The organism is Sphingobium fuliginis (assembly GCF_015074805.1).
GTDB classification, from domain to species: Bacteria; Pseudomonadota; Alphaproteobacteria; order Sphingomonadales; family Sphingomonadaceae; genus Sphingobium; species Sphingobium fuliginis.
The window spans coordinates 130,277-152,333 of sequence record NZ_CP060036.1 but is presented as its reverse complement, the minus strand read 5'-3'; the positions used below and the strand labels follow the sequence as shown (position 1 = coordinate 152,333).

Sequence of the window (22,057 nt, the reverse complement as noted above, 5' to 3'; positions counted from 1 at the left end):
TCAGGGCCTTTCAAATCGGGCGGGTTCGCTGGCGCTGCCGCCCTCACGATCCAGGGCGCGCACGGTGAAACGAAAATCCTGCCGCGCCGGGCCGCCGGACGGCAGCGTCAGGAAGAGGCGCAGCTTCGCCACGCTGTCGGCGGGCACGGTCGTCCGCACCGTCGCGGCGGCATTCTCCCGCGACCCCGCGTCGGTCCACATCCGGCCGCCGGGCAGGCCGGTGAGGCCCACCTCCATCGGCCGGGGCCGCGCCTGCATGTTGCGCAGCTTGACCGTATAGGCGTTGCGGATCGCGCCATCGGACAGGCGCACGAAGATCGGATTGCGGTCCTGCTGCGCGCTGATCTCCAGCCGCTCGCGCGCGCCCAGCGCGAACAGCATGGCCGCGCCGATCCCCGCCCAGACCGCGAAATAGGCGATGGTGCGGGGCCGCAACAGCGTCTTCAGCACTGGGCGCGGGGCCGCGCCCTTCTGCTCCGCCTCCGCATCGTCCTGCGTGCAATAGTCGATCAGCCCGCGTGGCCGCCCGACCTGCGCCATCACCTTGTCGCAGGCGTCGATGCAGAGCGCGCAGGTGATGCAGCCGATCTGCGGCCCTTCCCGAATGTCGATGCCGGTCGGGCAGACCGCGACGCACTGGTTGCAATCCACGCAGTCGCCAAACGCGCCCGGATGCGCCTGGGCCTTCTTCAGGCTCCCGCGCGTCTCCCCGCGCCAATGCTTGTAGGTGACGATCAGCGACTTCTCGTCCAGCATCGCGGTCTGGATGCGCGGCCAGGGACACATGTAGATGCACACCTGCTCCCGCATGAACCCGCCCAACACGAAGGTCGTCGCGGTCAGCACGAAAGTCGTCGCATAGGCTTGCCACGCGGCGGTCCCGCTCCAGAACTCCCGTTGCAGCGTCGGGGCGTCCGCGAAATAGAATATCCACGCGCCCCCGGTGACGAAAGCGATCCCCAGCCAGACCGACCATTTGAAAAGCCGCCGGGCAATCTTCGCCGCCCCCCATGGCGCCTTGGCGAGCCGCAACTGCGCATTGCGGTCGCCGTCCACGAAGCGTTCGACATGCTGGTAGAGGTCGGTCCACACCGTCTGCGGACAGGCATAGCCGCACCAGGCCCGCCCCACCGCCGACGTGACGAGGAACAGCCCGATCCCCGCCATGATCAGCAGGCCCGCGACATAATAAAATTCCTGCGGCCATATCTCGATGGCGAACATGTAGAAGCGCCGATGGGCCAGATCGACCAGCACCGCCTGATCGGGCGCATAAGGCCCCCGGTCCCAGCGCAGCCAGGGCGTGCCCCAGTAGATGGTCAGCGTCACCGCCATGATCGCCCATTTCAGGCGGCGGTAGAAGCCGTCCACCGCCTTGGGATAGACGCCCTTGCGCTTCTCATAGAGCGAGGCGGAGCCGGACATGAACATGGCTTATCGACCTGCCCCCGCAACAGCGGGAGGGGCCGCCTCACCCCCGCCCAGGCTGTGCACATAGGCCGCGAGCATCCGGATGGTCGCCTTGTCCAGCTTGTCGTCCCAGCGCGGCATCACGCCATGGCGGCTGTTCCAGACGGTCTCGTGGATGGTCTCCGCATCGCCCCCGTAAAGCCAGATCGCATCGGTCAGATTGGGCGCGCCCAGCTCCCGGTTGCCCTTGCCCGCCGGGCCATGGCAGACCGCGCAATTATCGGCAAAGACCTTGTCCCCGCGCCGCGAAGCCGCGCTCGGGCGGTCCTGCCCGCTGATCGCCCGGACATGCGCCACCACATCGTCCACCTGCGCCGCCGTCAGCAACTGATCCTTGCCGAAGGCGGGCATCAGCGACTGCCGCGTGGCGTTATGATCGGGATTGCGGACGCCATCGGTGATCGTCTTCTCGATCGTCGCCAGATCGCCGCCCCACAGCCAGTCGTCGTCATTGAGGTTGGGATAACCCCTGGACCCCGTCGCGCCCGACCCATGACACTGGACGCAATGCACCCGGAACGCGGCGCGCCCGCCCTCAACCGCCTGCTGCATCAGTTCGGGCCGCCCCGGCAGCGCCGTGACCGGCGTCTCCGCAATCGCCCGGCGGATCGGCGCGATCTGCCTTTCCCGCGCCGCCAATTCCTTGTCCAGCGCCCCCCGGCTCGACCAGCCCAGCATGCCGCCGGTCGCCCGGTCGATCATCGGGATAGCCGGATAGGCGATCATATAACCGATAGCGAACAGGATCGTCGCATAGAAGGTCCACAGCCACCAGCGCGGCAGCGGCGTGTCCAGTTCCTGGATGCCGTCCCATTCATGATGCTTGATCTCCGTCCCGGTGGCGGGATCGATGTGCTTGTCGTCAGCCATGCCCGGCCTCCGTCTGATCGTCGAAAATGGCGAGCGCGGCCTCCGCGCTGCGCTGCCGCCCATGGGGCAGGAAGTGCCAGCCGATGAGGGCCACATAGAGCACCCCCATGAACACCAGCCCCCAGCTATCGGCAAAATGCCGCAAGGCGTCGTAGCTCATCTGTCGACCTCCTGCGGCTTGGCGCTCTCCACATCGACCAGCGTGCCCAGCATCTGGAGATAGGCGACCAGCGCGTCCATCTCGGTCAGCTTGGCCGGATCGCCGTCGAAATCGCGCGCCTGCGCCTTGGGATAGCGTTTCAGCAGGTCGCTGCTGTCCGCATCCGGATCGGCCTGCGCCTTCAGATCGTCATTCGCCCTGGCGATGTCGTCCTTCGTATAAGGCACCCCGACATCATTGAGCGCCGTCAGGTCCTTGCGCATGTCGGGCAGCTTCAATTCCCGCTCCGCCAGGAAGGCATAGCCAGGCATGATCGATTCCGGCACCACGGCGCGGGGGTCCTTCAGATGCTGGACATGCCACTCGTCCGAATAGCGGCCGCCCACCCGCGCCAGATCCGGCCCGGTCCGCTTCGACCCCCACTGGAAGGGGTGATCGTACATGCTCTCTGCCGCCAGGCTGTAATGGCCATAGCGTTCCGTCTCGTCCCGGAAGGGCCGGATCATCTGGCTATGACAATTATAGCAGCCTTCGCGTATGTAGATATTCCGCCCCGCCAGCTCCAGCGGCGTATAGGGACGCACGCCCTCTACCTTCTCGATCGTATTGTCGATCCAGAAGAGCGGCGCGATCTCTACAATGCCGCCGATGGCGACTGTAATCAGGGCAGCGATGCCCAGCAGCGAAACATTCCGCTCCAGCCTGCCATGGTCGAAGAATTTACCCTTGGATGGTGCAGTCATTATCCGGTTCCTCAAAGGAAAACCTCCGTTCGCCCTGAGCCTGTCGAAGGGCTTTTCTTCTTCTTGAAGGCCCAGCCCGAACGGAGAGGGGTTTCAGATCGCCGCGGGCACCAATGGCCGGTCGGCCTCCACATCATAGGCCGCATCGTTCATCGGCTTTTCCACGCGCAGCGGGCTGCCCGCGATGGTCTTGCCGATGTTCCAGGCCATGACGATCGCGCCGCTCAGGTACAGAAGGCCTCCCGCCGCCCGGATCAGGTACATGGGGAACATGGCGCTCACCACTTCGGAGAAGGCGTAGACCAGATAACCGTCGCTGCCATATTCGCGCCACATCAGCCCCTGCATGATGCCCGCGACCCACATCGATGCGGCGTAGAGAACGATGCCCACCGTCGCTAGCCAGAAGTGCCAGTTCACCAACCGAAGACTGTACAACCGCTCCCGCTTCCACAGTCGTGGCGTCAGATAATAGAGGCAGGCGAAAGTGATGAGTCCATTCCATCCCAGTGCACCACTATGCACATGGCCGATGGTCCAGTCGGTATAGTGGCTGAGACTGTTGACCGCCTTCACCGACATCATCGGACCTTCGAAGGTCGACATGCCGTAAAAGGCCAGCGCCATCACCATCATGCGGATGATCGGATCGGTGCGGATGCGGTCCCATGCGCCGTTCAGCGTCATCAGCCCGTTGATCATCCCGCCCCAGCTCGGCATCCACAACATGACCGAAAAGACCATGCCCAAAGTCTGCGCCCAGTCGGGCAGCGCGGTGTAATGAAGATGGTGCGGACCCGCCCAGATATAGAGGAAGATCAGCGACCAGAAATGGATGATGGAAAGCCTGTAACTATAGACCGGCCGCTCCGCCTGCTTGGGCACGAAATAATACATCATGGCCAGGAAACCGGCGGTCAGGAAGAAACCGACCGCATTATGCCCGTACCACCATTGGGTCAGCGCATCCTGCACGCCCGCGAAAGCGCTGTAGCTCTTGGACCCGAGCCAGCTCACCGGCATGGAAAGATTGTTGACGATGTGCAGCATCGCGATCGTCAGGATGAAGCTCAGGTAAAACCAGTTCGCGACATAGATATGCGGCTCGCTGCGGCGCAGGATCGTCCCGCCGAACACGACCAGATAGGCGACCCAGACGATGGTCAGCCACAGGTCGACATACCATTCCGGCTCGGCATATTCCTTGCCCTCGGTAATGCCCAGCAGATAGCCGGTCGCCGCCAGCACGATGAAAAGCTGATAGCCCCAGAAGACGAACCGGGCGAGCGCCGGAAAGGCCAGCCGCGCCCGGCATGTCCGCTGCACCACGTAGAAGCTGGTGGCGATCAGCGCATTGCCCCCGAAGGCGAAGATGACGGCGGAGGTATGCAGCGGCCGCAGCCGCCCGAAACTGGTATATTCGATCCCCAGGTTGAGCGCCGGAAAGGCCAGTTGAAGCGCGATGTACAACCCCGCCAGAAAGCCAGCCAGCCCCCAGAAGACGGTCGCGATCACGCCCCAGCGGATCGGGTCGTCGTCATATTTCCCCTGGGATGCGGGCATCTTCAGCAGCCCGCGGGTGATCGCCTCATAATCGGCATGCCGCATCGTCAGCACGGCGACGGCCAGCGCGGCCGCGCAGACGATCCCCATATGCACGGCAAAGCCGAAGTCCGCCGCCGCCAGCGCCGCCAGAAAGGCCAGCGTCGCGAGCGCGAACCAGCCGCCCGTCTTCCAAACCAGTTGCTCCATAGGATTTCCCCGTCAAAGGCTTTGCGGCGTCCTTCGTCCGGGAGCCGCCCTTATGCATTGACCTCTGTCAAAGCCCGCACCGCAGGTATGTAGGGGAATGTCCGTATCGGGTGGATTGCGGACATTCCCCCTCCCGCAGGCGGGAGGGGGCTAGGGGGTGGGCTGGCGCGGCATCTGCGCTGTTTTGCAACGGCCAAGTCAGAAGCTCGCTACGCTCGCGCCCACCCCTAACCCCTCCCGTTTACGGGAGGGGAAGGTCCTGAATTGGCCAAAAACAGCCCCCTCACTCCCCCTCGGCCATCCCCTCCAGCCGCCCGGCATCCACGATCCGCACCCCGCGCCGCCCGGCGAGCGCGATCACGCCCATCCGCTTCAGATCGCCGATCTGGCGCGACACCGTCTCGATGGTCAGCCCCAGCACGTCCGCGATCTGCTGCCGCGACAAAGGCAGTTCGATCACCCCGGCCCGGTCCGCCCGCAACCGCCGGTGCATGTCGAGCAGCAGGGTAGCCACCTTCTCCCGCGCATTCTTCCGCCCCAGCAGCAGCATCCACGCCCGCGTCCGGTCCAGATCGTCCAGCGTCCGCTGCAACAGCCGGTGCTCCAGCGCCGGATGCTCCCGCGCAAAGCCGTCGAACGCCCCCCGCGGATAAAGGCACAGCCGCGCATCGGTCAGCGCCGTGACACTGTGCGGCGTCCGCGCGCCGAAGGGGCGGCCGATGAAATCCGATGCATAGACGACGCCGACGATCTGCTCGCGCCCGTCGCCGGTGGAGGTGGACAGCTTCAGCGTCCCCTCGATCACATTGGCGACCAGCGTGGAGCTGTCGCCTTCCCACATCACGGTCTGCCCGGCCTGCAACGACACCCGCCGCCCGATCCGGTTCAGCGCCACGCGCTGCTTTTCGTCGAGATCGGCGCAGATCGCCTGATCGCGCACCTCGCACCGTTCGCAATATTGCCCACCGCAGCCCTTGGCCGACGGCGTCGCCGCCATGACGAAGGCCCCATCGTCCTGCGCCTTTTGCGCCAGATCAAATCGCATATCCATGCGCCGATCCATGCCGCCGCCGCGCGCTGCAACCTATCCGTAATTGTCCCTAAGAGGCGAAAGTGGGTGGATTGCGGACATTCCCCCTCCCGCAGGCGGGAGGGGGCTAGGGGGTGGGCTGGCGCGACATCAGCGTGAATTTTCAACGGCTAAGTCAGAAGCTCGCTACGCTCGCGCCCACCCCTAACCCCTCCCATTTACGGGAGGGGAAGGTCCTGAATTGGCCAAAAGCCGCCACCCCTTCCCATCAGAACTTCATCCCCACACCCACGCCGAAGACAAAGGGATCAAGCTCCAGCTTCACCTTCTGCACCCCGGCAGCAGCAGTCGACAGCCGCGCCGTCGTATCGATGTCGATATATTTGACGTCCAGATTCAGGAACACCCGCTCGTTAAGGTCGATGTCGACGCCGACCTGCCCCGCCCAGCCGAAGCTGTCGGACATATGCACCTTGGTCGCGCCCACGGCGCCCTCCAGCGCGTTCGACGCCTTCTCATTATAAAAGAGCGTATAATTCACCCCCGCCCCGACATAGGGCCGGATCTTTCCTTCGGGCAGGAAATGATATTGCGCGGTCAGCGTCGGCGGCAGCACCCAGGTCGACGCAAGCCTGCCGATGCCCCCGGTCGTGCCGGTCCGCCCGCTCGCGCTATGCTTGGTGGTCGCGGCGATCAGCTCGAAACCGATATGGTCGGTCGCCATATAGGTGACGTCCACTTCCGGCATCACGCTGTTGTCGACCTTCACTTTCTCGCCCGGAAAGGCGGGCAACACGCTCCCGCTCTTCTCGTTGGGCGCGACCATGATGCCGCGCAGCCGCACCAGCACATCGCCCTGCGCCGCCTGCGCCGGCGCGGCCAGAACGGCGCAGCCGGCAGCCGCCCCCAGCAGGATCGTCTTGAGGGTCATGTCCTTGATCTCCATCCCTGTTTGTCGGTGCCGCCCTTCTGCCGCGCCCGAACGGACCCGGCATTGATCCTGCGCAACCGGCAATTTGACCTGCCTCAATGCCTCGGTCGCTCGCGTCCCTTCTTATGCCGACGGCGCAGTGATGGCCCGGACGACGGTGCTGTCGATCATGTCGGCCGATCTCTCTCGGCCCGCCATTTCGGCCAAGGTTTCAGGCATGGCGTCGAACGCCAGACATGCATCCGGTGACAACGCATTCGCAGTGGGCCGACAGCAGCCATGCCTCCCGTCACCGAACAGATTCCGGTCTCCGGATCAGGCAAATGCGAGGCATTTCTACAAGCTGAGACCACCTGAAACGACCAGGACCTGCCCGCTGATGTAATCGCTCTCGGGAACGCACAGCAGGTAGATGCTGTCCGCGGCCTCCCGCGCCGTTCCCGCCCGTCCCAACGGCACGCTGTCCAGCAGGGCGTCCCGTACCGAAGAAGGAATACCGGTGTGCAGGGGCTGCCCCCCGATCGGGATGGATGCCTCCGACCCCGAAATGGGCTGCGTCAACCGCGTGTCGATGATGCCGAAGGCCACGCAATTCACGCAGACTTTCAGGCGCCCCCATTCCTTGGACAGCGTCTTGGTCATGCCCACCAGGGCGGATTTGGCCGCGGAGTAGTTGATCTGTCCGGCATTGCCGTGCGTGCCGGCCATGGATGATATGTTGACGACCTTGCGGATAACCTCCCGGCCTTCGGCGGCTTCTTTTCGGGCCATCGTTCGCAGAGGCTCCGCAGCTGCGCGCAGGATGCGAAACGGGGCCGATACGTGCACGTCGAGCATTGCCTGGAACTGCTCGTCCGTCTGCTTCTGGATGACGCCGTCGCGCGTGTAGCCGGCATTGTTGACAATGATGTCGAGCCCGCCGAACGCCTCGAGAGCGGTGCGGACGAAGCGCTCGCCGAAGTCATCGGCCGTGACATCGCCAACGCAGGGGGTCGCTTTCCCGCCCGCATCCCGGATCTGCGTGACAACCTCATTGGCGGGCGCCTCGTCGAGATCGTTGACGACGACGCTTGCGCCCTGTCCCGCGAGCTTGAACGCCAGTTCACGGCCGATGCCGCGACCCGAGCCGGAGATGATCGCGACCTTGCCATCCAGTCTGCGCATGAAAGTCCCTTCGATGATTGATCGCCGAGCGGCCCGTCAGTCCGCCCGGCCGTACAGCGTCACTACGCACGCGCCGCCCAGACCGATATTATGCTGCAAGCCGAAGCGAATGCCGTCGACCTGCCGCTGCTCCGCCGTTCCCCGCAATTGGTGGGTCAACTCATAGCATTGGGCAAGGCCGGTCGCGCCCAGCGGATGACCCTTGGACAACAGGCCTCCCGAAGGATTTGTGACGTGCTTGCCGCCATAGCTGTTCAGCCCGTCGCAAATATATTGCTCCGCCGTTCCCTCCGGCGTGAGGCCAAGCGCCTCGTAGGAGATGAGCTCGTTCGGCGTGAAGCAATCGTGCAGTTCCACCGCCTGAATATCGTCCGGACCAACGCCCGCGGCCTCATAGACCTGCCGGGCCGCCTCCCTCGTCATGTCATGGCCCACCACGCTCATCATGCCGCGCTCCTCGAACGTGCCGGGCAGATCGGTGGTCAGCGCCTGCGCGACGATCTCCACCGAAGCGCTCAGCCCGTGCCGGGCGGCGAAGACTGGCGACACCAGGATAGCGGCGGCAGCGCCGCAGGTGGGCGGGCACGCCTGAAAGCGGGTTATCGGCCCATAAAGATGCTTGGAGGACATGACCTCTTCCAGGCTGATCGGTTCCCGCAGCAGCGCCAGCGGATTATTGGCCGCATGCCGTCTCGCCTTGACGCTGATGCGGGCGAAGGCTTCGTCGCTCGCGCCATAACGCGCCTGATAGTCCAGCCCCGCGCCACCGAACTGCTGGGCGGCGAATGGGGCGTCGTCGTCGGCCTGCAACTGGCCCTGGCGCGTCAGCGCCATCTCCAGCGTGCCCTTGCGGTCATTGAATATCATGCCGAGCGCGCCCGGCAGCATCTGCTCGAAGCCGACCGCCAGCACGCAGTCTGCCACGCCCGCTTCCACCATCTGGCGTGCAAGATACAGCGCGGTCGAGCCGGTGGAGCAATTATTGTTGACGTTGACGATGGGGATGCCGGTCAGCCCGACGCGATAGAGCGCGGACTGGCCGGCGGTGGAGTCGGCATAGACATATCCGGCATAGGCTTGCTGGACCTGCCCGTAAGCGATCCCGGCGTCCGCCAGCGCCAGGCGGATTGCCTGTTCGGCCATGACGTCCCAGTCATCGCTTCGCCCCGGCTTGGTGAAAGGAATCATGCCGACGCCGGCAATGCGCGCCTTGCTCATGTCATTCTCCTGCGATGTCGGACGTGGGGGCTATGCCGCGAGCGTGGCGGCATCGACCTCGCAAAGCGCTGCCGCCGGTGCGTTCGCCGCGGCGGAGAACCGATTTCGCTTGGCCCTGCGATATGATCGAGGACGAAGCGCCGTTCTGCAATGGCAGGTTCGAAAGTCATACCCGAATATTCCAGTGATCGGTCGAAGGGCGTCAGCCCATGGGAAGAAGCGCCTGCAGATCCAAAGTCGCCACAGTGACGCCGCGTTCGCGCAGATCCGCCTTCTTCACCTTTTCGGTGCCCGTCCGTGGCAGGTCCGTCAGGAATTCGATGTAGCGGGGCTGCGCATAGCGCGGCATCCGCGCCCGGGCGTGGGCAGCCAGCGCGGCGGGATCGATCTGGCCGTCGGCATGCGGCACGACGGCGCACATGATCTCATCCTCGCCGCCCGGAATGTCGGAAGGAACCGCAAAGGCGGCCACCTCCTTGACGCCGGGCAGTTCCGCCAGCGTGCGCTCGATGTCGGTGGCGGAGATATTTTCGCCCCGACGGCGGATGCAATCCTTGATGCGGTCGACGAAGGTGACATAGCCGTCGGCATCCATCCGCCCCGCGTCGCCCGTGTGGAACCAGAGGTTCCGCCACGCCTCCACGGTCCTGTCGGGGAGGCCGAGATAACCGGCCATGAAGCCGTAGGGCACGCAAGGGCGAACCAATATTTCCCCCACTTCGCCCGGCCCAACCGGAATGTCCGTCGCCGGGTCGGCGATCCGGACCTCGAAGCGCTCATAGGGGCGGCCACAGGTTCCGGGCCGCGCTTCGCCCCGGCGGCCGTAGAGCGGGATGTTGATCTCCGTCATGCCATATCCGCCCAGCACTTCGGCAATGCCGAAGCGTTCGCGCCATATCCGATCGTGATCGGGATGATTGGGGGCGGAGGCGATCGCCCGAAGCTTGTGGTTTCGATCCCGCCCGCCCGGCGGCTGTGCGATCACGAACGCGCTGATCGCGCCCAGCGTGTTGGTCACGGTCGCACCCGAACGATGCAGGTCCGACAGCCAGCCACTCGCGGAAAACCGCTCCCGCACGGTAGCGGTGGCGCCCGCGATCAGCGTCGCGCCGAGCTGCATGAGCAAGCCGTTCGCATGGGAGAGGGGAAGGCAGACATAATAATGGTCGTCAGCCGTAACCCCCAGATTCTCCACCACGCCAAGGCCGAAGAGGAAGCAGTGGGCATGGGGCATCAGAACGCCCTTGGGAGCGCCGGTCGTACCTGAAGTGTACATGATGCAGGCAATGTCGGCGGCGCCCGGAAGCGGAGCGTTCAGGGCGGTTGCGGAGCGCCATCGATCGAACATGTCCCCAGCGGGCCGTTGGTCGGCGCCCGCGACGAAGATCTTCCGGACGCTCGACATCGCCGCATCCAGCCCGTCGAGCCGGGAGACATATTGCGCGTCGACGATCAGGACGGACGGGGCGGAGTCCGCGAGCGGATGGGCCAGGAACGCGCCCGTCAGTTCGCTGTTCAGAATGACCGCCGTCGCCCCCAGCCGGCCTATACCCGCCCAGGCGCGCAGGAAGTCGAGTCCGCTCGGCAGCATGAGCGCGATCCGGTCTCCCGCCCGAGCCCCGGCCGCCGCCAGCATGCCGGCGACCTGCGCCGCGTCGTCCCGCAACTGCCGGTAGGTGATGCCCTCTCCCGTCGTCATGGTGACGAACGGCGCGTCGCCCAGCACCGCCGCCTGTTCCTCTATGACGAACGGAAAGGTCCATCGCCGCTGATCGGACAGGCCGGAATACATGGTCAGCGCGCTCCCGCGTTCAGGCGGGCCTTCAGGAACCCCGCCATCAGCGCGTTCGCCTGCTGCGTCTCGGGAATGTCCATATAGGCCCAGAAAGCGTGCGGCAGGCCGTCGAAGACGACAAGGCGGGCATCGACGCCCCGCTCCAGAAGGGCGCGGGCAAAGATCGATGTGGGGCTGAGCAATATGTCGCGGGTGCTGGTCACCAGCAACGTTGGCGGAAAACGGGAGATGTCGCCCTTGAGCGGAGACAGGACGGGATCGGCCGGCGCGGTCTTGCCGACATAGCTCGATACGCTCTCAGCCATGGTCCTGGCGCCGCCCGGCAACGGCATCCAGGATTCCGAATCCCCGCTGGTGGTGAGATCGGCGCTGCCCGAGAAATAGCCCATGGCCGCGGGCATCGGCTTGCCAAGCTGCGTCAGGCGCGCGATCAGCTGCCCGCTCAGCGCCGCACCCGCCGAAGTGCCGTAGACGGCGATATGCGAAGCCGAACGGTCCTTTTCCAGCGCCTGATAGACGGCGAGCGCGTCGTCCAGCGCAGCGGGATAGGGATGTTCGGGCGCGAGCCGGTACAGCACGGCCACCACGGGAATGCCGGTAAGGGCGGCGATCGGGATCGTTTCCGTCAACGACCCGGAATCGAGCTGAAAGCCGCCGCCATGCAGGTTCATCAATATCGGGGCCTTGCCCAGGGACGTCACGCCCTTGGGATAGACGATCCGCACCGGCACGCCGGCGATCGACGACTGCTCCACGCGAACGCCGTAGCGTTTGACCAGTTCCCGGCCCATGCCAGCCTGAAGATCGTCGACAAATTGTCGCTGCGCTTTCAGCGGCGGCTCAGGGTCCGGAACCGGCGCGGCGGCGATGGCCGCCGCCATGGCGCGGCCTTCCGGGCTGAGGGTGTTGGGCAGCGACCATTTGGCGATATTCTTCTGGTCCGTCGGCGCCGTTTGCGCGGTGGCCGACGCTTTTGCCGCGGCCGCCACCATGGCTGCCATCATGGCCTTGTGGATCAGGTAGCGAAGCTTCGAAAGCATGCGTGTCTAACTCCTTTCCGGCGACGCAGTGACGCCGCCGGATTCAGCGGCAGGAGCGGCGCCCGGATCGCGCCGCGAAAAGAGAGGCCAGGCGAGCACGCCGGCAAACGCCGCCAGGACCGCCATGGCAAGATAGGAGAAGGCGACGCCATGCGGCCACAGCCATCCCGAACCGGCGGTCGTCACCGACAGCGCGAGGCCCAGCAGCACCGCGTTCAGGCCCTGCGCCGCCGCACTCGACTGCATCGGCACCCGTCTGGCGATGGTCAGCATGGCGCCAAGGATAGCGCCTGTCGCCGTCAACCCCTGTAAAAGCTGGACGACGAACAGCGGGGCGACGCCCGGATTGCCGGCCATGATGATCCAGCGCAGCGCGGCGAAGCAGGCGGCGATCCAGATCATCCATCTCGGGTCCCTCCGCCCCAGCAGCTTCGATCCGAACCAGAAGGCCAGGATTTCGGCGCTGACCGCGCAGGCCTGCAGCAGGCCGATCGTGCCCGTGCCGATGCCCCGCGCGCTCCATTGGATCGCGCCGAAGCTGGTCAGCACGCCATGGCTGGCCATGACGAGCGCGGAGGCGGCCATGGCGCGGATGAGCGCGCGGTCGGCCATGACCTCGCGCCAGCGTCCGCCGCGCACGGCGCTGGCCTGTATCATCCGCCGGTCGGACGGAACCAGGGCGGCCATCATCGCCGGCAGCAGCAGCAGCGCCGCCACGACCAGCGGCAGCGCTTCGATGCCGAGCAGGTCGAAGGCCCAGCCTGCGCTCGCGCTGGAGACGACCGCGCCGATGGAGCCCCAGACGCGCATGCGGCCGAAATCCAGTCCCCGGCTCCGCGCCGCCATCACCGCATAGGCGTCGGTTAGCACCGGCACCTGGTCCCAGACGATGGCGAAGGCCAGCACGATGGCGATCCGGCCGATATGGCCGGGCTCCAGGATCAGCAACGCGACCAGCGCGGCTGAACTGAGCGCCGTGACGAGGATCGAGTCCCGCACCCGCCCGCTCTGGCCGGCCCAGGCGGAAAAGGGCGCGACGGTCACGAGCCGCAGGACCAGCGGGATCGCCATCAATATCCCGATCTCCCCGGCCGGCGCGCCCATTTTCGCGAGCCAGAGCGGCAGGAAGGCGAAGAAGCCGAAATGAAGGTAGAGCGCCAGATAGAGGCCCGACACCTCCAGCGACAGGCGCTTGCCATCGGATAGGGGCGGGGCCGCGGGCATGGCGTCCGCGCCTGACAGGATGGGCTGTTCAATCATCGGCCGCCTCCTTTACATCCGCCGGTCCAGTTGGGCCGCCAGTTCGTCCCGGAAGCGGGGGTGGGCGATGCCGATCAGCGCCTTTCCGCGCTCGGCCAGAGACTTGCCGCGCAGATCCGCCCAGCCGAACTCGGTGACGATGATGTGCACGTCGTTGCGCGGCGTCGTGACCGGCCCATTGAGGCGCGGCACGATGCGCGAGACGGTGCCGCCCACCGCGGTGGCATGGCACGCGATGATGGATTTGCCCCCCGGCGAAGCGCCCGCGCCGCGCACGAAGTCCAGTTGCCCGCCTGCCGCGCTATATTGACGGCCATTCACCACCTCCGAATTGCAGGCGCCCTGCAAATCGACTTCCAGGGTCGCGTTGACCGAAACCGCCCTGGGATTGCGCGCGATAATCGCGGCGTCGTTGACATGATCGACCGGATGCCCCTCCAGATCAGGATTGCCGTCGAGGAATTCGTAAAAGCGGCGATCGCCCATGGCGAAGGTGAAGATCGTCTTGCCCGGATGAACGGCCTTGCGGCTGTTGTCGACCACCCCCGATGCCATCAACCCGGCGAGCCCCGGGGTCAGGAGTTCGGTGTGGATGCCCAAATGGCGATGCCCCTTCAGGGCGGCGCACACCGCTTCGGGCACGGCGCCGATCCCCATCTGCAGGCAGGCGCCGTCATCGACGAGGCCGGCGATGATCGCCCCGATCGCATCGTCCTCCGGCCGCCGCGACACTGGCATGATCTCGGGCAGGGGCTGGTCGTGCTCGACGATCGCCGTCACCGCCGATAAGGGGACGACGCTCGCGCCGCCGGTCCGGGGCATGTGGCGATTGACCTCCACGATCACCCGCGTGCAGCACCGCGCGGCAGCATGTGCATAATCGACATTGGTGCCGAGGCTGAAATTGCCATCCTCATCCGGGGGCGCCACCTGCGTGACGAGCGTATCCACCCCTATGTCGTCGCGCAGCATCTGCGGAACCCGGCTGAAGGCGACCGGGATGAGGTCGACCGGCCTGCCGCCCAGCGCCGATGCTTCCTTGTCGAGGGCACGTTCCACCGCGCTGTGGAAAAGGGACATGGGGCGGAGCCGCTCGCCCAGTTCACGCCGCAGCACACTCGTCCCGGCAATGGCGGTGGAGAGCAGATAATAGAGGCTGGCGCCTTCGATGTCGCCGATTTCCCCCCGCCTCGCCAGAGCCTGCAATATGGCCGGCGGCTGCGCCACACCCAGCCCCATGCAGATGCGCGCGCCATGGGGGATGGAGGCTGCGGCCTGCTCAGGGGACATCAGCTTGCTGCGATAGGCATCGGTATCGCGCGTCATTCGATCGGTCCTTCCGGCATGGCCGCAAAGCGGTCGGAGACGCCATGCACCGTTACCGGACCCCGGCCTTCCCGGCCTGATGAATGGATCCTCAGCAAGTCCATGAACGCCGCCGTCACGCCGTTCGTCCAGCCGAAGCCCAGTTGCGGCGCATATTCTCCGCCTCCGCCGCCGATACCCCGCTCGACATCATATTTCTCGTGAATCCAGCCTGTGCGCTGGAACACCGAATCCACGGTCTCGACCCATCGCGCCGCGATGATGTCGGCAAGGCGGCGATGGCCATATCGGCGCAGGCCCATGAAGGCGATCCATTGCAGCGGCGCCCAGCCATTGGGCGCATCCCATTGCTCGCCCGTTTCGATCAGCGTCGTGCGCAGCCCGCCGGGGGCGATCAGGTGGTCGGACGTCAGCCTTGCCACGGCGGCCGCCTGGGCCCGGGTCGCTACGCCGGTAAATAGCGGGGCATGGGTCGCCGCCGTCAGCTGCCCGCAAAGTTGCCCGCTCTCCAGGTCGAAGTCGCTGAAATAGCCGGCCTCGCACCACAGCCAGCGGTGGATCGCGGCGCGCCGGCGCTTCCTCGCCCCGTCAAACTGCCGCGCGATCCTGTCCTCGCACAGCTCGTCGGCAAGGCGGACGATGGCGCTCTCCATCCCGTAAAGAAAGGCGTTAAGGTCGACGGCGACGATGTGGTGGGTGCGAATGCTGTCCAGCGCGCCGCCCGGCGTGAACCACCGCGACGAAAAGTCCCAGCCGCTCTCGGCCCCGGCGCGCAGGGCGCGGAAGACATCTTCCGGCGGTCGCATCGTCGCGTTGGCGGTCGCGACATCTTCCAGATAGGATTCGTCCCGCGGCGTGTCGCGATCGTCCCAATAGCGGTTCAGCAGCGCGCCGTCGGGCATCCGCACGACGCGCTTCGCGCACTCGCCCGGTCCCAGCGCCGCCGCGCCGTCCATCCAGAAGCCATGTTCGATCAGAAGGGCGTCGAGCCGCTGACGCATCACCGCCGGTCTGGCGTCCGGCACCAGGTCCAGCATGGCGAAATAGAGCGGCGGCTGCGATCGGCTGAGATAATAGCTGCGCGTGCCGTTGGGAATCCGCCCATAGCGTTTCAGCAGATCGGCAAGGGCTGTGACGATCCCCTGCGCGACATGTTCGAACCCGTCGCGCAGCAGGCCAAGGATGCTGAAATAACTGTCCCAATAGTAAAGTTCGACGAAGCGGCCGCCCGGAACGACATAGGGCCCGTTCACGGGAAGAAGCGAGCCGTTCTCAGGCGGATGCGCACCATCCCGGTGCAGTTCGGGCCAGATCGAACGGATGTAATGGCGCAGGTCCGGTTCACCGTGCGCCGGGTGCACACCGGCGGGATCGGGCAGGTCGAAATGGGCGATGACGAAGTCGCGAAGGCACTGGCTGTCGTGCGGCAGGGCCTCGAAGGCTCTCAGAATATCGTCGGTGCTCCTCCGGGGCACGGCATCGACAAAGGTCTTGCCGTCCTCAAACAGCTGATTGAGCTGCACCTGCGCCAGCATAGCCCCGTAAAGGTCGGCGGGCGTCGCCACATATCCCGCCTTGCCGCCGGGCGGCTTGCGGCCATGTTCCAGGCCGCAAGCCGTTCCGGATTGTGCAGGCTCCGGAAAATAATCGACAAAGGTCGGCGCCGAACGCAAGGTCGTCACCAGTGGAACCGCAATTGCGCGCCATAGGTGCGGGGTTCGTTATAGGTGTAGGTGACCGTGCCGCCGCCGACATTATACAGATCCTGCAACCCCGTCGCGAAGCTGTTGTCGGTCGCATTGGCCATGAACAGGTTGAGGTCCAGGTTCGACCCGCCGATGCCGTTGACCCCGGCCCGCAGCGCCAGCGTGTCGTAACCCGGCAGATTGCGCACCTGGGCAAGGTTGTTCTGCGCGGTCGAGAATTTGCTTTGATAGGCCCAGTTGGCCGACAGGGCCAGCGTCCCGACCGAGCCCAGATCGGCCTGGTAGCTGCCACCGAGCGTCACCTTGTGCCTGGGCGTATAGGGGAAAGCCGATCCCGCCAGGATCGCGCCGGCCGACGCATCGGCGACCCTGGTATATTTGGCGTCGATATAGGAATAGCTGCCGTTGAGCGTCAGGCCGCGCACCGGCTCGACAGCGGCCGTGACCTCGACGCCCTGGATGCGCCCCTTCGCCGCGCTGCGCGTGACGTTGATCAGCGCTCCCTCGATCAGTTCGGTCGTGGTGCGCTGGATATTCCTGTAGTTCCCCCGATAGGCCGCGACATTGAAGCGGGTCGGGACGCCTGCGATCCTCATCTGGCTCTTCAGGCCGATTTCCACGTCTTGCAGCTTTTCGGGCGGGAAGGTGCGGAAGGAGGAACCTTCCGGCACCGGGCCGTTGACGCCGCCTGCCTTGTACGCGTTCCGGCTGGTGGCATAGACGTGCACGCCGGGCGAGATCACATAGTCGGCGCTGAGATTGTAGCTCGTATAGTCGAACTTCGCCGTCCCGCCCGTCGCCGGGAGTACGGAAATCTGGGTGAAGTTCGCCGTTTCGTCCCAGGTGTGGCGCAGGCCGCCGGTCAGGCTGAGACCCGGGATCACGCCTGCCTTGCCAAGGTCGATCGTGGCCTGGCCGAAGACCGCATAGCTTCTTGCCGTCGTATTGATGACGGCGGGTATCTGGCCGATCAGCAGGCTGAGCGGATATTGCGTGAAGAGCCCGCCCTGATCCTTGTGATGGCCGAAGCGATCATAATAGCCGCCCACGCTGAAGTTGAGCGCGTCGTTCCAGAGCTTGCCCTGCAACTGCAATTCTTCGGTCAGATAGGTGGGCGCCTGCGTGGGATTACCCGTCCGGCTGGTCTGGCCGCCGATCGGAAAGGGGCTCGCATCATAATCATAGGCGTAGCGATAGGTCATTTCCGAATAGCTGACGATGTTCTTGAGCGTCAGTTCGTCCGTCAGATCGACGCGCGCCTGATTGAGGACCTGCCAGTAGGAGGTGGAGGAAAACTGGTCGAGATCGTAGGAAACCCGTCGCGGCCCACGGTCCTGCTGATCAGCCACCGCAGTGGCGAGGCCGGGGAAGAGGAGGAGCGCGGGCGCGGCGGGAACGCCGAGGGCCGGGTTGAACTGCGTGAGCACGGTGCCCGGACCATTGGTCCTGGAATGATAGTAGCGCGCGACGGTATAGAGTTCCACATTGTCCGTCGGGCGGACGATCAGGCTGGCCCGGACACTTTGATAGTCCAGATTGTCATATTTCTTGCCCGGAAAATAGGGGCCGACATCCCTGGTATAACCGTCTCTCCGGCCTTCCTCGCCAGCGATACGGAACAGTATTTTGTCGCTTACGATCGGCAGGTTGACGGCAAACTCTGCCCGCACATCCTGCAGATTGCCGACCTCCAGTTGGAGATAGCCTTCCTGCCGGTCGGTCGGCCGCTGGGGTTCGAAGAGGATGTTGCCGCCGGTCGCATTCTTGCCGAACAAGGTGCCCTGAGGGCCGGACAGAACCTGCACATTCGCCAGGTCGAAATAGGAACCGACGCGGCCATCGATGCCGACCAGTGCCGGAACTTCCGCGAAATAGTTGATCACGCCGGGGACGGAGCCAAAGGCCGGCCCCTGCCCGCGCAAGGCGAAGAAGGCAAACTCGCTCGGATAGCCGCCGGTGATCGTGATAAGAGACGGCGTGTAGTTGGCAAGGTCGGTCCGTCCGACAATGCGGCTCTCGCTCAGCGCCTCGGGCGAGAAGGCGGTTACGGAAAGGGGAACATCCTGAAGACGCTCACTTCTACGCCGCGCGGTGACTACGATGTCGCCGAACGTCGTCTCGCCGCCCCCGCTCGCCTCATCAACGGACTGGCTCCTCGCCTGAGTCGCGCCCGCGCCGGAAGCCGCTGCCGTTTCACTATCGGCAAGGCCGGCAAGCTGCTGCGCGTGAGCAGGCGATATAAGCGCGATCGCCGAAGTGCTCGCCAGTATCAACATCCAACCCTTCACGCTCACCCTCCCAAAAATTTCATTTGTGCGAACCGGCACTATCGGGCAATGGTATCGATGTCAATCGGAGATCATCACGCGTGAAAAAGTCTGTAGAAAAAGAGGATGAGGGGTTTGGCACCGATAACAATGGGGATGGCGCGGCGATGCCGCCGCCTCCGTTCGCCCGCTGGGTCAGCGGCATGGCCGGGGATCGGTTTGAGGCGATCAGGGCGGACGATGCGCCGCCGATCGAAAGCGTCGATGAATTGCGCCGTCACTACGACCGCATCAACTCAGCGCGCCTGGAAGTGGCAAACCGTCACTATCCGGTCGAGACAGAGGCTCTCGTCATCAACGGGATACCGGCGCAGCTGGTGCGGCGTCCATCGGCGCCCCCGGACAAGATCCTCATCTGCCTTCATGGGGGCGCTTTCATGTGGGGGAACGGGGCGGGAGCCTTGATCGAGGCAGTGCCGGTCGCGGCGGTTGCGGATATGGCGGTTCTGGCCGTGGAATACCGCCTCGCGCCGGAACATCCTTATCCCTGCGCCGTGCTGGACGTGCTCACCGTCATCGATGATCTCCGGTCGAAAAACCCTGCCCTCAAACTGGGCATCTATGGCTGCTCCGCGGGCGCGGTGCTGACGGCGCAGGTCGTGTCCCGCATGATCCAGCGCGGCGACCGGCTTCCGGAGGGGATAGCCATGCTCCATGCGGCCGGCGTCGATCTCGGCGGCGATTCGCTGGAGATGGCGGCGCTGCTCAACGGAACGGCGGATGCGGCGGCCGTCCAGCGGCTTCATGATCTGCCCTATTTCGCCGGTACCGATCCGAAGGACGCTTCGGTCTTTCCCGGTGAGCACCCCGCTGTTCTGGCACGATTCCCCCCCGCCCTGCTTGTGAGCGGGACCAGGGACTTCGCGGCCAGCTCCGTCACGGTCATGCATCGGCGGCTGAGGGCGGCGGGCAGGGAGGCTGAATTGACGATGTTCGACGGCATGTGGCATGCGCACCACGTCGACGTTGACCTGCCGGAATCGCGGGAGGTATTCGCGCTTCTGGCGGCATTCTTCCAAAAACGCCTCTGCTGAGCAGAAGCGGGTTCCTCAGCTGCTCTGCCGCACAATGAGTTCCACGGGAAGGATCGTGGAGGAAAAGCCTTTTTCTTCCCCCGCGACCGACTGCAGGATCGCCTCGCCCAACAGCCTGCCGGCAGCCGACCAGTCCTGGCGAATCGTGGTCAGGGGCGGCCGGTTGCTTGTGGCCACCGCAATATCGTCGAAACCGGTGATCGCGACCTCATCGGGCACTCGCATGCCTCTGTCGATAAGAGCGTCGCAAGCGCCGGCAGCGATAAAGTCGCTGGCTGCGATGATCGCGTCGAACTCCATATTCTGGCTCAACGCCTGTTGCACGGCTGACGCACCCGCCACGCGCGAGAATTCGCAAGCGATGCTGCCGACGAGCGCCGCCGTCGTGGCGGCCACGACATCGCGAACCCCTTCCAGGCGTTCGCCCACCTCCGGGTGGCGATGATCGCCCAGGAAAAGAATTTTGCGCCGGCCCCTTTCCACCAGATGCCCGGCGGCGAGCCGTCCACCCTGCCGGTTATCGCTCCCGATGACGGTCAGGCCATTTGCGGCAGTGACGGCGCCCCAGATCACCATGGGCAAGCCCAATGCGGCGATCGGCTTCACCCTTTCCCCCTTCAGGCCCTGTCCCAGCATGATGATGCCGTCCGCATCGATGGCGTTATGATCAAGATAGTGATCGCTGGTGGTCAGGAGCATGGCGTAGCCGGAGGGGGTCAGGATTTCCAGCAGGCCGCCGATCATCGCAAGCAGCAGCGGATCGGATATGGGGCGGTCGCCGGCGATCAGGCGTTCGATGACCATGGCGATGGTATGCGACCGCCTCGTGCGCAACGACCGTGCCGCAGAGTTCATCCGATAGCCGGCCTCACGGGCAATCTCGACTATTTTTTCGCGCAACTCGGGCCGCACCAGGGCACTGCCGCCCAGAGCGCGGGACACGGTGATCTTGGATACTCCCGCCATCTTTGCGACCATCGCCATGGTGGGGCGGGCTGGGGCGCTCTCTTTCTTGGTTGGCGTACTCATCTGTCACCGAAATAGGATTTGAGGCATTGTGCCAACTGGTCGAATGCACGATCTACCGCCTGAAGGGACGTCGGCAAGACCATAAAGCCATGCGGCAGCCCCGGCAGACGCTGAATCAACACTTCGGTCCCGGCCCGGGCAAGTGCCAGGGCGTAATTCTCGCCATCGTCGCGAAGCGGGTCGACCTCCACGGTATAGATGACGGAGCGGGGAAGATTCGACAGATCCGGGCATCGCATGGGAGAAATCCATGGATGCGACGCATCCTGGTCCCCAGCATATATACGCACGCACGCTTCAAGATATGACCGCGTCATGCCGGGAAGCGAGACATCATCGATACTGGATTGGCCCAACAGCAGGTCCGTTGCCGGATGAACGAGGAACTGGAAGGCGGGCTGGTCCTGGGCCCGATCGCGAAAGCGGATGGTCAGGGCGGCGCAAAGATTGGCGCCGGCACTCTCTCCGCCAAGGGCGATCCGATCCGCGTCGCACCCCAAAGACCCGGCATTGGCCAACGCCCATTCAAAGGCATTGGCGCAATCGTCGAGCGCCGCGGGAAAAGGATGTTCGGGCGCGAGACGATAGCCTACGGCCAGCACCGCGCATTGCGCCCTGTCCGCAAGGACTCTGCACGGCGCATCGTGGCTTTCAATATCGCCAAGCATCCAGCCGCCCCCATGAAGGAAGACCAGGAGTGGCGTTGGAACATGCTGCATGCCATGCGGCTTGTATAACCGCACCGGAACGCCATTGGCTTCGTGATCCTGGATCTCCAGCGTCGGCGCCGGCAAAGCGGCCCCGGCCATTCGCATTCCTTCGCGCATCGCGGAAATCCCCGACGCGTCGAAAATGGGATGAGCATCCGATCCCGGGCCCAGGAACTTGGCAATTTCTTCATTGAGCATCCGGCGCCTTTCCCAAAATGACATCGATAGCATTTTTCGGGCTCATGCGCATTTTTTAATGCAAGTGCAAACGGGCGAATGGAATACGGTCCATCGCCGCTTCAGCCGTCGGTGCCATGTCGGGCTATGGGAGCGGGCATTGGAGGCACCGACCGCCCCTCCACGACTTCATTGACGCGTACGACTTTGGCCGCCGCCTCAAAACCCTGCGCGGCCTCACGCCATACGAACATATCTGCAAAAGAGCCGCAGCGGTTTATGCTCGACCCACACCATCAGATGCAGGGACTAAAC

Annotated in this window: 18 protein-coding genes and 1 pseudogene; 2 read left to right on the top strand and 17 right to left on the bottom strand. The window is 64.8% G+C overall.

Translation table 11 applies throughout. The features are described from left to right. From ccoG to H5V43_RS16955, 15 genes are all read right to left on the bottom strand, one after another. Window positions 1–1,431 (bottom strand): cytochrome c oxidase accessory protein CcoG, encoded by a 1,431-nt coding sequence (ccoG, locus tag H5V43_RS17025; RefSeq protein WP_025551937.1) that lies wholly within the window; start codon window positions 1,429–1,431, stop codon window positions 1–3. Window positions 1,432–1,434: 3 nt separating this feature from the next. Continuing rightward, window positions 1,435–2,340 carry a cytochrome-c oxidase, cbb3-type subunit III gene (gene ccoP, locus H5V43_RS17020; RefSeq protein WP_025551935.1) on the bottom strand — a complete coding sequence of 302 codons (906 nt, stop codon included), beginning with the start codon at window positions 2,338–2,340 and terminating at the stop codon, window positions 1,435–1,437. Then, on the bottom strand, window positions 2,333–2,500 hold the full coding sequence (locus tag H5V43_RS17015; protein WP_025551933.1) for a cbb3-type cytochrome c oxidase subunit 3: 168 nt from the start codon (window positions 2,498–2,500) through the stop codon (window positions 2,333–2,335). Before H5V43_RS17015 ends, ccoP begins: the two co-directional genes overlap by 8 nt. After that, window positions 2,497–3,243 carry a cytochrome-c oxidase, cbb3-type subunit II gene (gene ccoO, locus H5V43_RS17010; RefSeq protein WP_025551931.1) on the bottom strand — a complete coding sequence of 249 codons (747 nt, stop codon included), beginning with the start codon at window positions 3,241–3,243 and terminating at the stop codon, window positions 2,497–2,499. Before ccoO ends, H5V43_RS17015 begins: the two co-directional genes overlap by 4 nt. A gap of 93 nt (window positions 3,244–3,336) precedes the next feature. Beyond that, window positions 3,337–4,995 carry a cytochrome-c oxidase, cbb3-type subunit I gene (gene ccoN / locus H5V43_RS17005; protein WP_025551929.1) on the bottom strand — a complete coding sequence of 553 codons (1,659 nt, stop codon included), beginning with the start codon at window positions 4,993–4,995 and terminating at the stop codon, window positions 3,337–3,339. 283 nt (window positions 4,996–5,278) lie between these two features. Next, on the bottom strand, window positions 5,279–6,046 hold the full coding sequence (locus H5V43_RS17000) for a Crp/Fnr family transcriptional regulator (RefSeq protein ID WP_193666851.1): 768 nt from the start codon (window positions 6,044–6,046) through the stop codon (window positions 5,279–5,281). Between the two features lie 247 nt (window positions 6,047–6,293). After that, window positions 6,294–6,956: an OmpW/AlkL family protein gene (locus tag H5V43_RS16995; protein ID WP_025551278.1), complete on the bottom strand. Its 663-nt coding sequence runs from the start codon at window positions 6,954–6,956 to the stop codon at window positions 6,294–6,296. Window positions 6,957–7,292: 336 nt separating this feature from the next. Next, window positions 7,293–8,120, bottom strand: a complete 828-nt coding sequence (locus H5V43_RS16990; RefSeq protein ID WP_025551276.1) for an SDR family NAD(P)-dependent oxidoreductase — start codon at window positions 8,118–8,120, stop codon at window positions 7,293–7,295. Between the two features lie 36 nt (window positions 8,121–8,156). Beyond that, window positions 8,157–9,338 (bottom strand): lipid-transfer protein, encoded by a 1,182-nt coding sequence (locus H5V43_RS16985; RefSeq protein WP_025551274.1) that lies wholly within the window; start codon window positions 9,336–9,338, stop codon window positions 8,157–8,159. 202 nt (window positions 9,339–9,540) lie between these two features. Further along, window positions 9,541–11,130 carry an AMP-binding protein gene (locus H5V43_RS16980; RefSeq protein ID WP_025551273.1) on the bottom strand — a complete coding sequence of 530 codons (1,590 nt, stop codon included), beginning with the start codon at window positions 11,128–11,130 and terminating at the stop codon, window positions 9,541–9,543. A gap of 2 nt (window positions 11,131–11,132) precedes the next feature. Then, window positions 11,133–12,173: an alpha/beta hydrolase gene (locus tag H5V43_RS16975; RefSeq protein WP_025551271.1), complete on the bottom strand. Its 1,041-nt coding sequence runs from the start codon at window positions 12,171–12,173 to the stop codon at window positions 11,133–11,135. A 6-nt stretch (window positions 12,174–12,179) separates the two neighbouring features. Beyond that, a complete protein-coding gene (locus H5V43_RS16970) occupies window positions 12,180–13,433 on the bottom strand; it encodes an MFS transporter (protein ID WP_025551269.1) in 1,254 nt (417 codons plus the stop codon). A gap of 12 nt (window positions 13,434–13,445) precedes the next feature. Continuing rightward, window positions 13,446–14,759: an acetyl-CoA hydrolase/transferase family protein gene (locus H5V43_RS16965; RefSeq protein WP_025551267.1), complete on the bottom strand. Its 1,314-nt coding sequence runs from the start codon at window positions 14,757–14,759 to the stop codon at window positions 13,446–13,448. Continuing rightward, window positions 14,756–16,441: an alpha,alpha-trehalase TreF gene (gene treF / locus H5V43_RS16960; protein WP_025551265.1), complete on the bottom strand. Its 1,686-nt coding sequence runs from the start codon at window positions 16,439–16,441 to the stop codon at window positions 14,756–14,758. The genes H5V43_RS16965 and treF overlap by 4 nt, the downstream gene beginning before the upstream one ends. Next, window positions 16,438–18,753: a TonB-dependent receptor gene (locus tag H5V43_RS16955; protein WP_128830857.1), complete on the bottom strand. Its 2,316-nt coding sequence runs from the start codon at window positions 18,751–18,753 to the stop codon at window positions 16,438–16,440. The genes treF and H5V43_RS16955 overlap by 4 nt, the downstream gene beginning before the upstream one ends. 80 nt (window positions 18,754–18,833) lie before the next feature. On the opposite strand from H5V43_RS16955, the gene H5V43_RS16950 reads away from it, so the two are divergent. Further along, entirely contained in the window at window positions 18,834–19,826 is a 993-nt protein-coding gene (locus H5V43_RS16950) for an alpha/beta hydrolase (RefSeq protein WP_025551262.1), read from the top strand. Window positions 19,827–19,841: 15 nt separating this feature from the next. Here H5V43_RS16950 and H5V43_RS16945 read toward each other — a convergent pair whose 3' ends face one another. Together H5V43_RS16945 and H5V43_RS16940 are read right to left on the bottom strand one after the other, a co-directional pair. Further along, entirely contained in the window at window positions 19,842–20,792 is a 951-nt protein-coding gene (locus tag H5V43_RS16945) for a substrate-binding domain-containing protein (RefSeq protein ID WP_158230073.1), read from the bottom strand. Between the two features lie 59 nt (window positions 20,793–20,851). Beyond that, window positions 20,852–21,763: an alpha/beta hydrolase gene (locus H5V43_RS16940; protein ID WP_193666849.1), complete on the bottom strand. Its 912-nt coding sequence runs from the start codon at window positions 21,761–21,763 to the stop codon at window positions 20,852–20,854. A gap of 158 nt (window positions 21,764–21,921) precedes the next feature. Between H5V43_RS16940 and H5V43_RS16935 the strand changes: the two are divergent. Continuing rightward, window positions 21,922–22,057, top strand: a pseudogene (locus H5V43_RS16935) (IS481 family transposase); the annotation flags it as partial.

Coding starts and splice junctions, on each gene's coding strand:
- ccoP (WP_025551935.1), bottom strand. CDS start 2,340: ATGGCTGACGACAAGCACATCGATCCCGCCACCGGGACGGAGATCAAG.
- H5V43_RS16975 (WP_025551271.1), bottom strand. CDS start 12,173: ATGCTTTCGAAGCTTCGCTACCTGATCCACAAGGCCATGATGGCAGCC.
- ccoN (WP_025551929.1), bottom strand. CDS start 4,995: ATGGAGCAACTGGTTTGGAAGACGGGCGGCTGGTTCGCGCTCGCGACG.
- H5V43_RS16945 (WP_158230073.1), bottom strand. CDS start 20,792: ATGGCGGGAGTATCCAAGATCACCGTGTCCCGCGCTCTGGGCGGCAGT.
- ccoG (WP_025551937.1), bottom strand. CDS start 1,431: ATGTTCATGTCCGGCTCCGCCTCGCTCTATGAGAAGCGCAAGGGCGTC.
- H5V43_RS16965 (WP_025551267.1), bottom strand. CDS start 14,759: ATGACGCGCGATACCGATGCCTATCGCAGCAAGCTGATGTCCCCTGAG.
- H5V43_RS16980 (WP_025551273.1), bottom strand. CDS start 11,130: ATGTATTCCGGCCTGTCCGATCAGCGGCGATGGACCTTTCCGTTCGTC.
- H5V43_RS17000 (WP_193666851.1), bottom strand. CDS start 6,046: ATGGATATGCGATTTGATCTGGCGCAAAAGGCGCAGGACGATGGGGCC.
- H5V43_RS16990 (WP_025551276.1), bottom strand. CDS start 8,120: ATGCGCAGACTGGATGGCAAGGTCGCGATCATCTCCGGCTCGGGTCGC.
- ccoO (WP_025551931.1), bottom strand. CDS start 3,243: ATGACTGCACCATCCAAGGGTAAATTCTTCGACCATGGCAGGCTGGAG.
- H5V43_RS16970 (WP_025551269.1), bottom strand. CDS start 13,433: ATGATTGAACAGCCCATCCTGTCAGGCGCGGACGCCATGCCCGCGGCC.
- H5V43_RS16985 (WP_025551274.1), bottom strand. CDS start 9,338: ATGAGCAAGGCGCGCATTGCCGGCGTCGGCATGATTCCTTTCACCAAG.
- H5V43_RS16940 (WP_193666849.1), bottom strand. CDS start 21,763: ATGCTCAATGAAGAAATTGCCAAGTTCCTGGGCCCGGGATCGGATGCT.
- H5V43_RS17015 (WP_025551933.1), bottom strand. CDS start 2,500: ATGAGCTACGACGCCTTGCGGCATTTTGCCGATAGCTGGGGGCTGGTG.
- H5V43_RS16995 (WP_025551278.1), bottom strand. CDS start 6,956: ATGACCCTCAAGACGATCCTGCTGGGGGCGGCTGCCGGCTGCGCCGTT.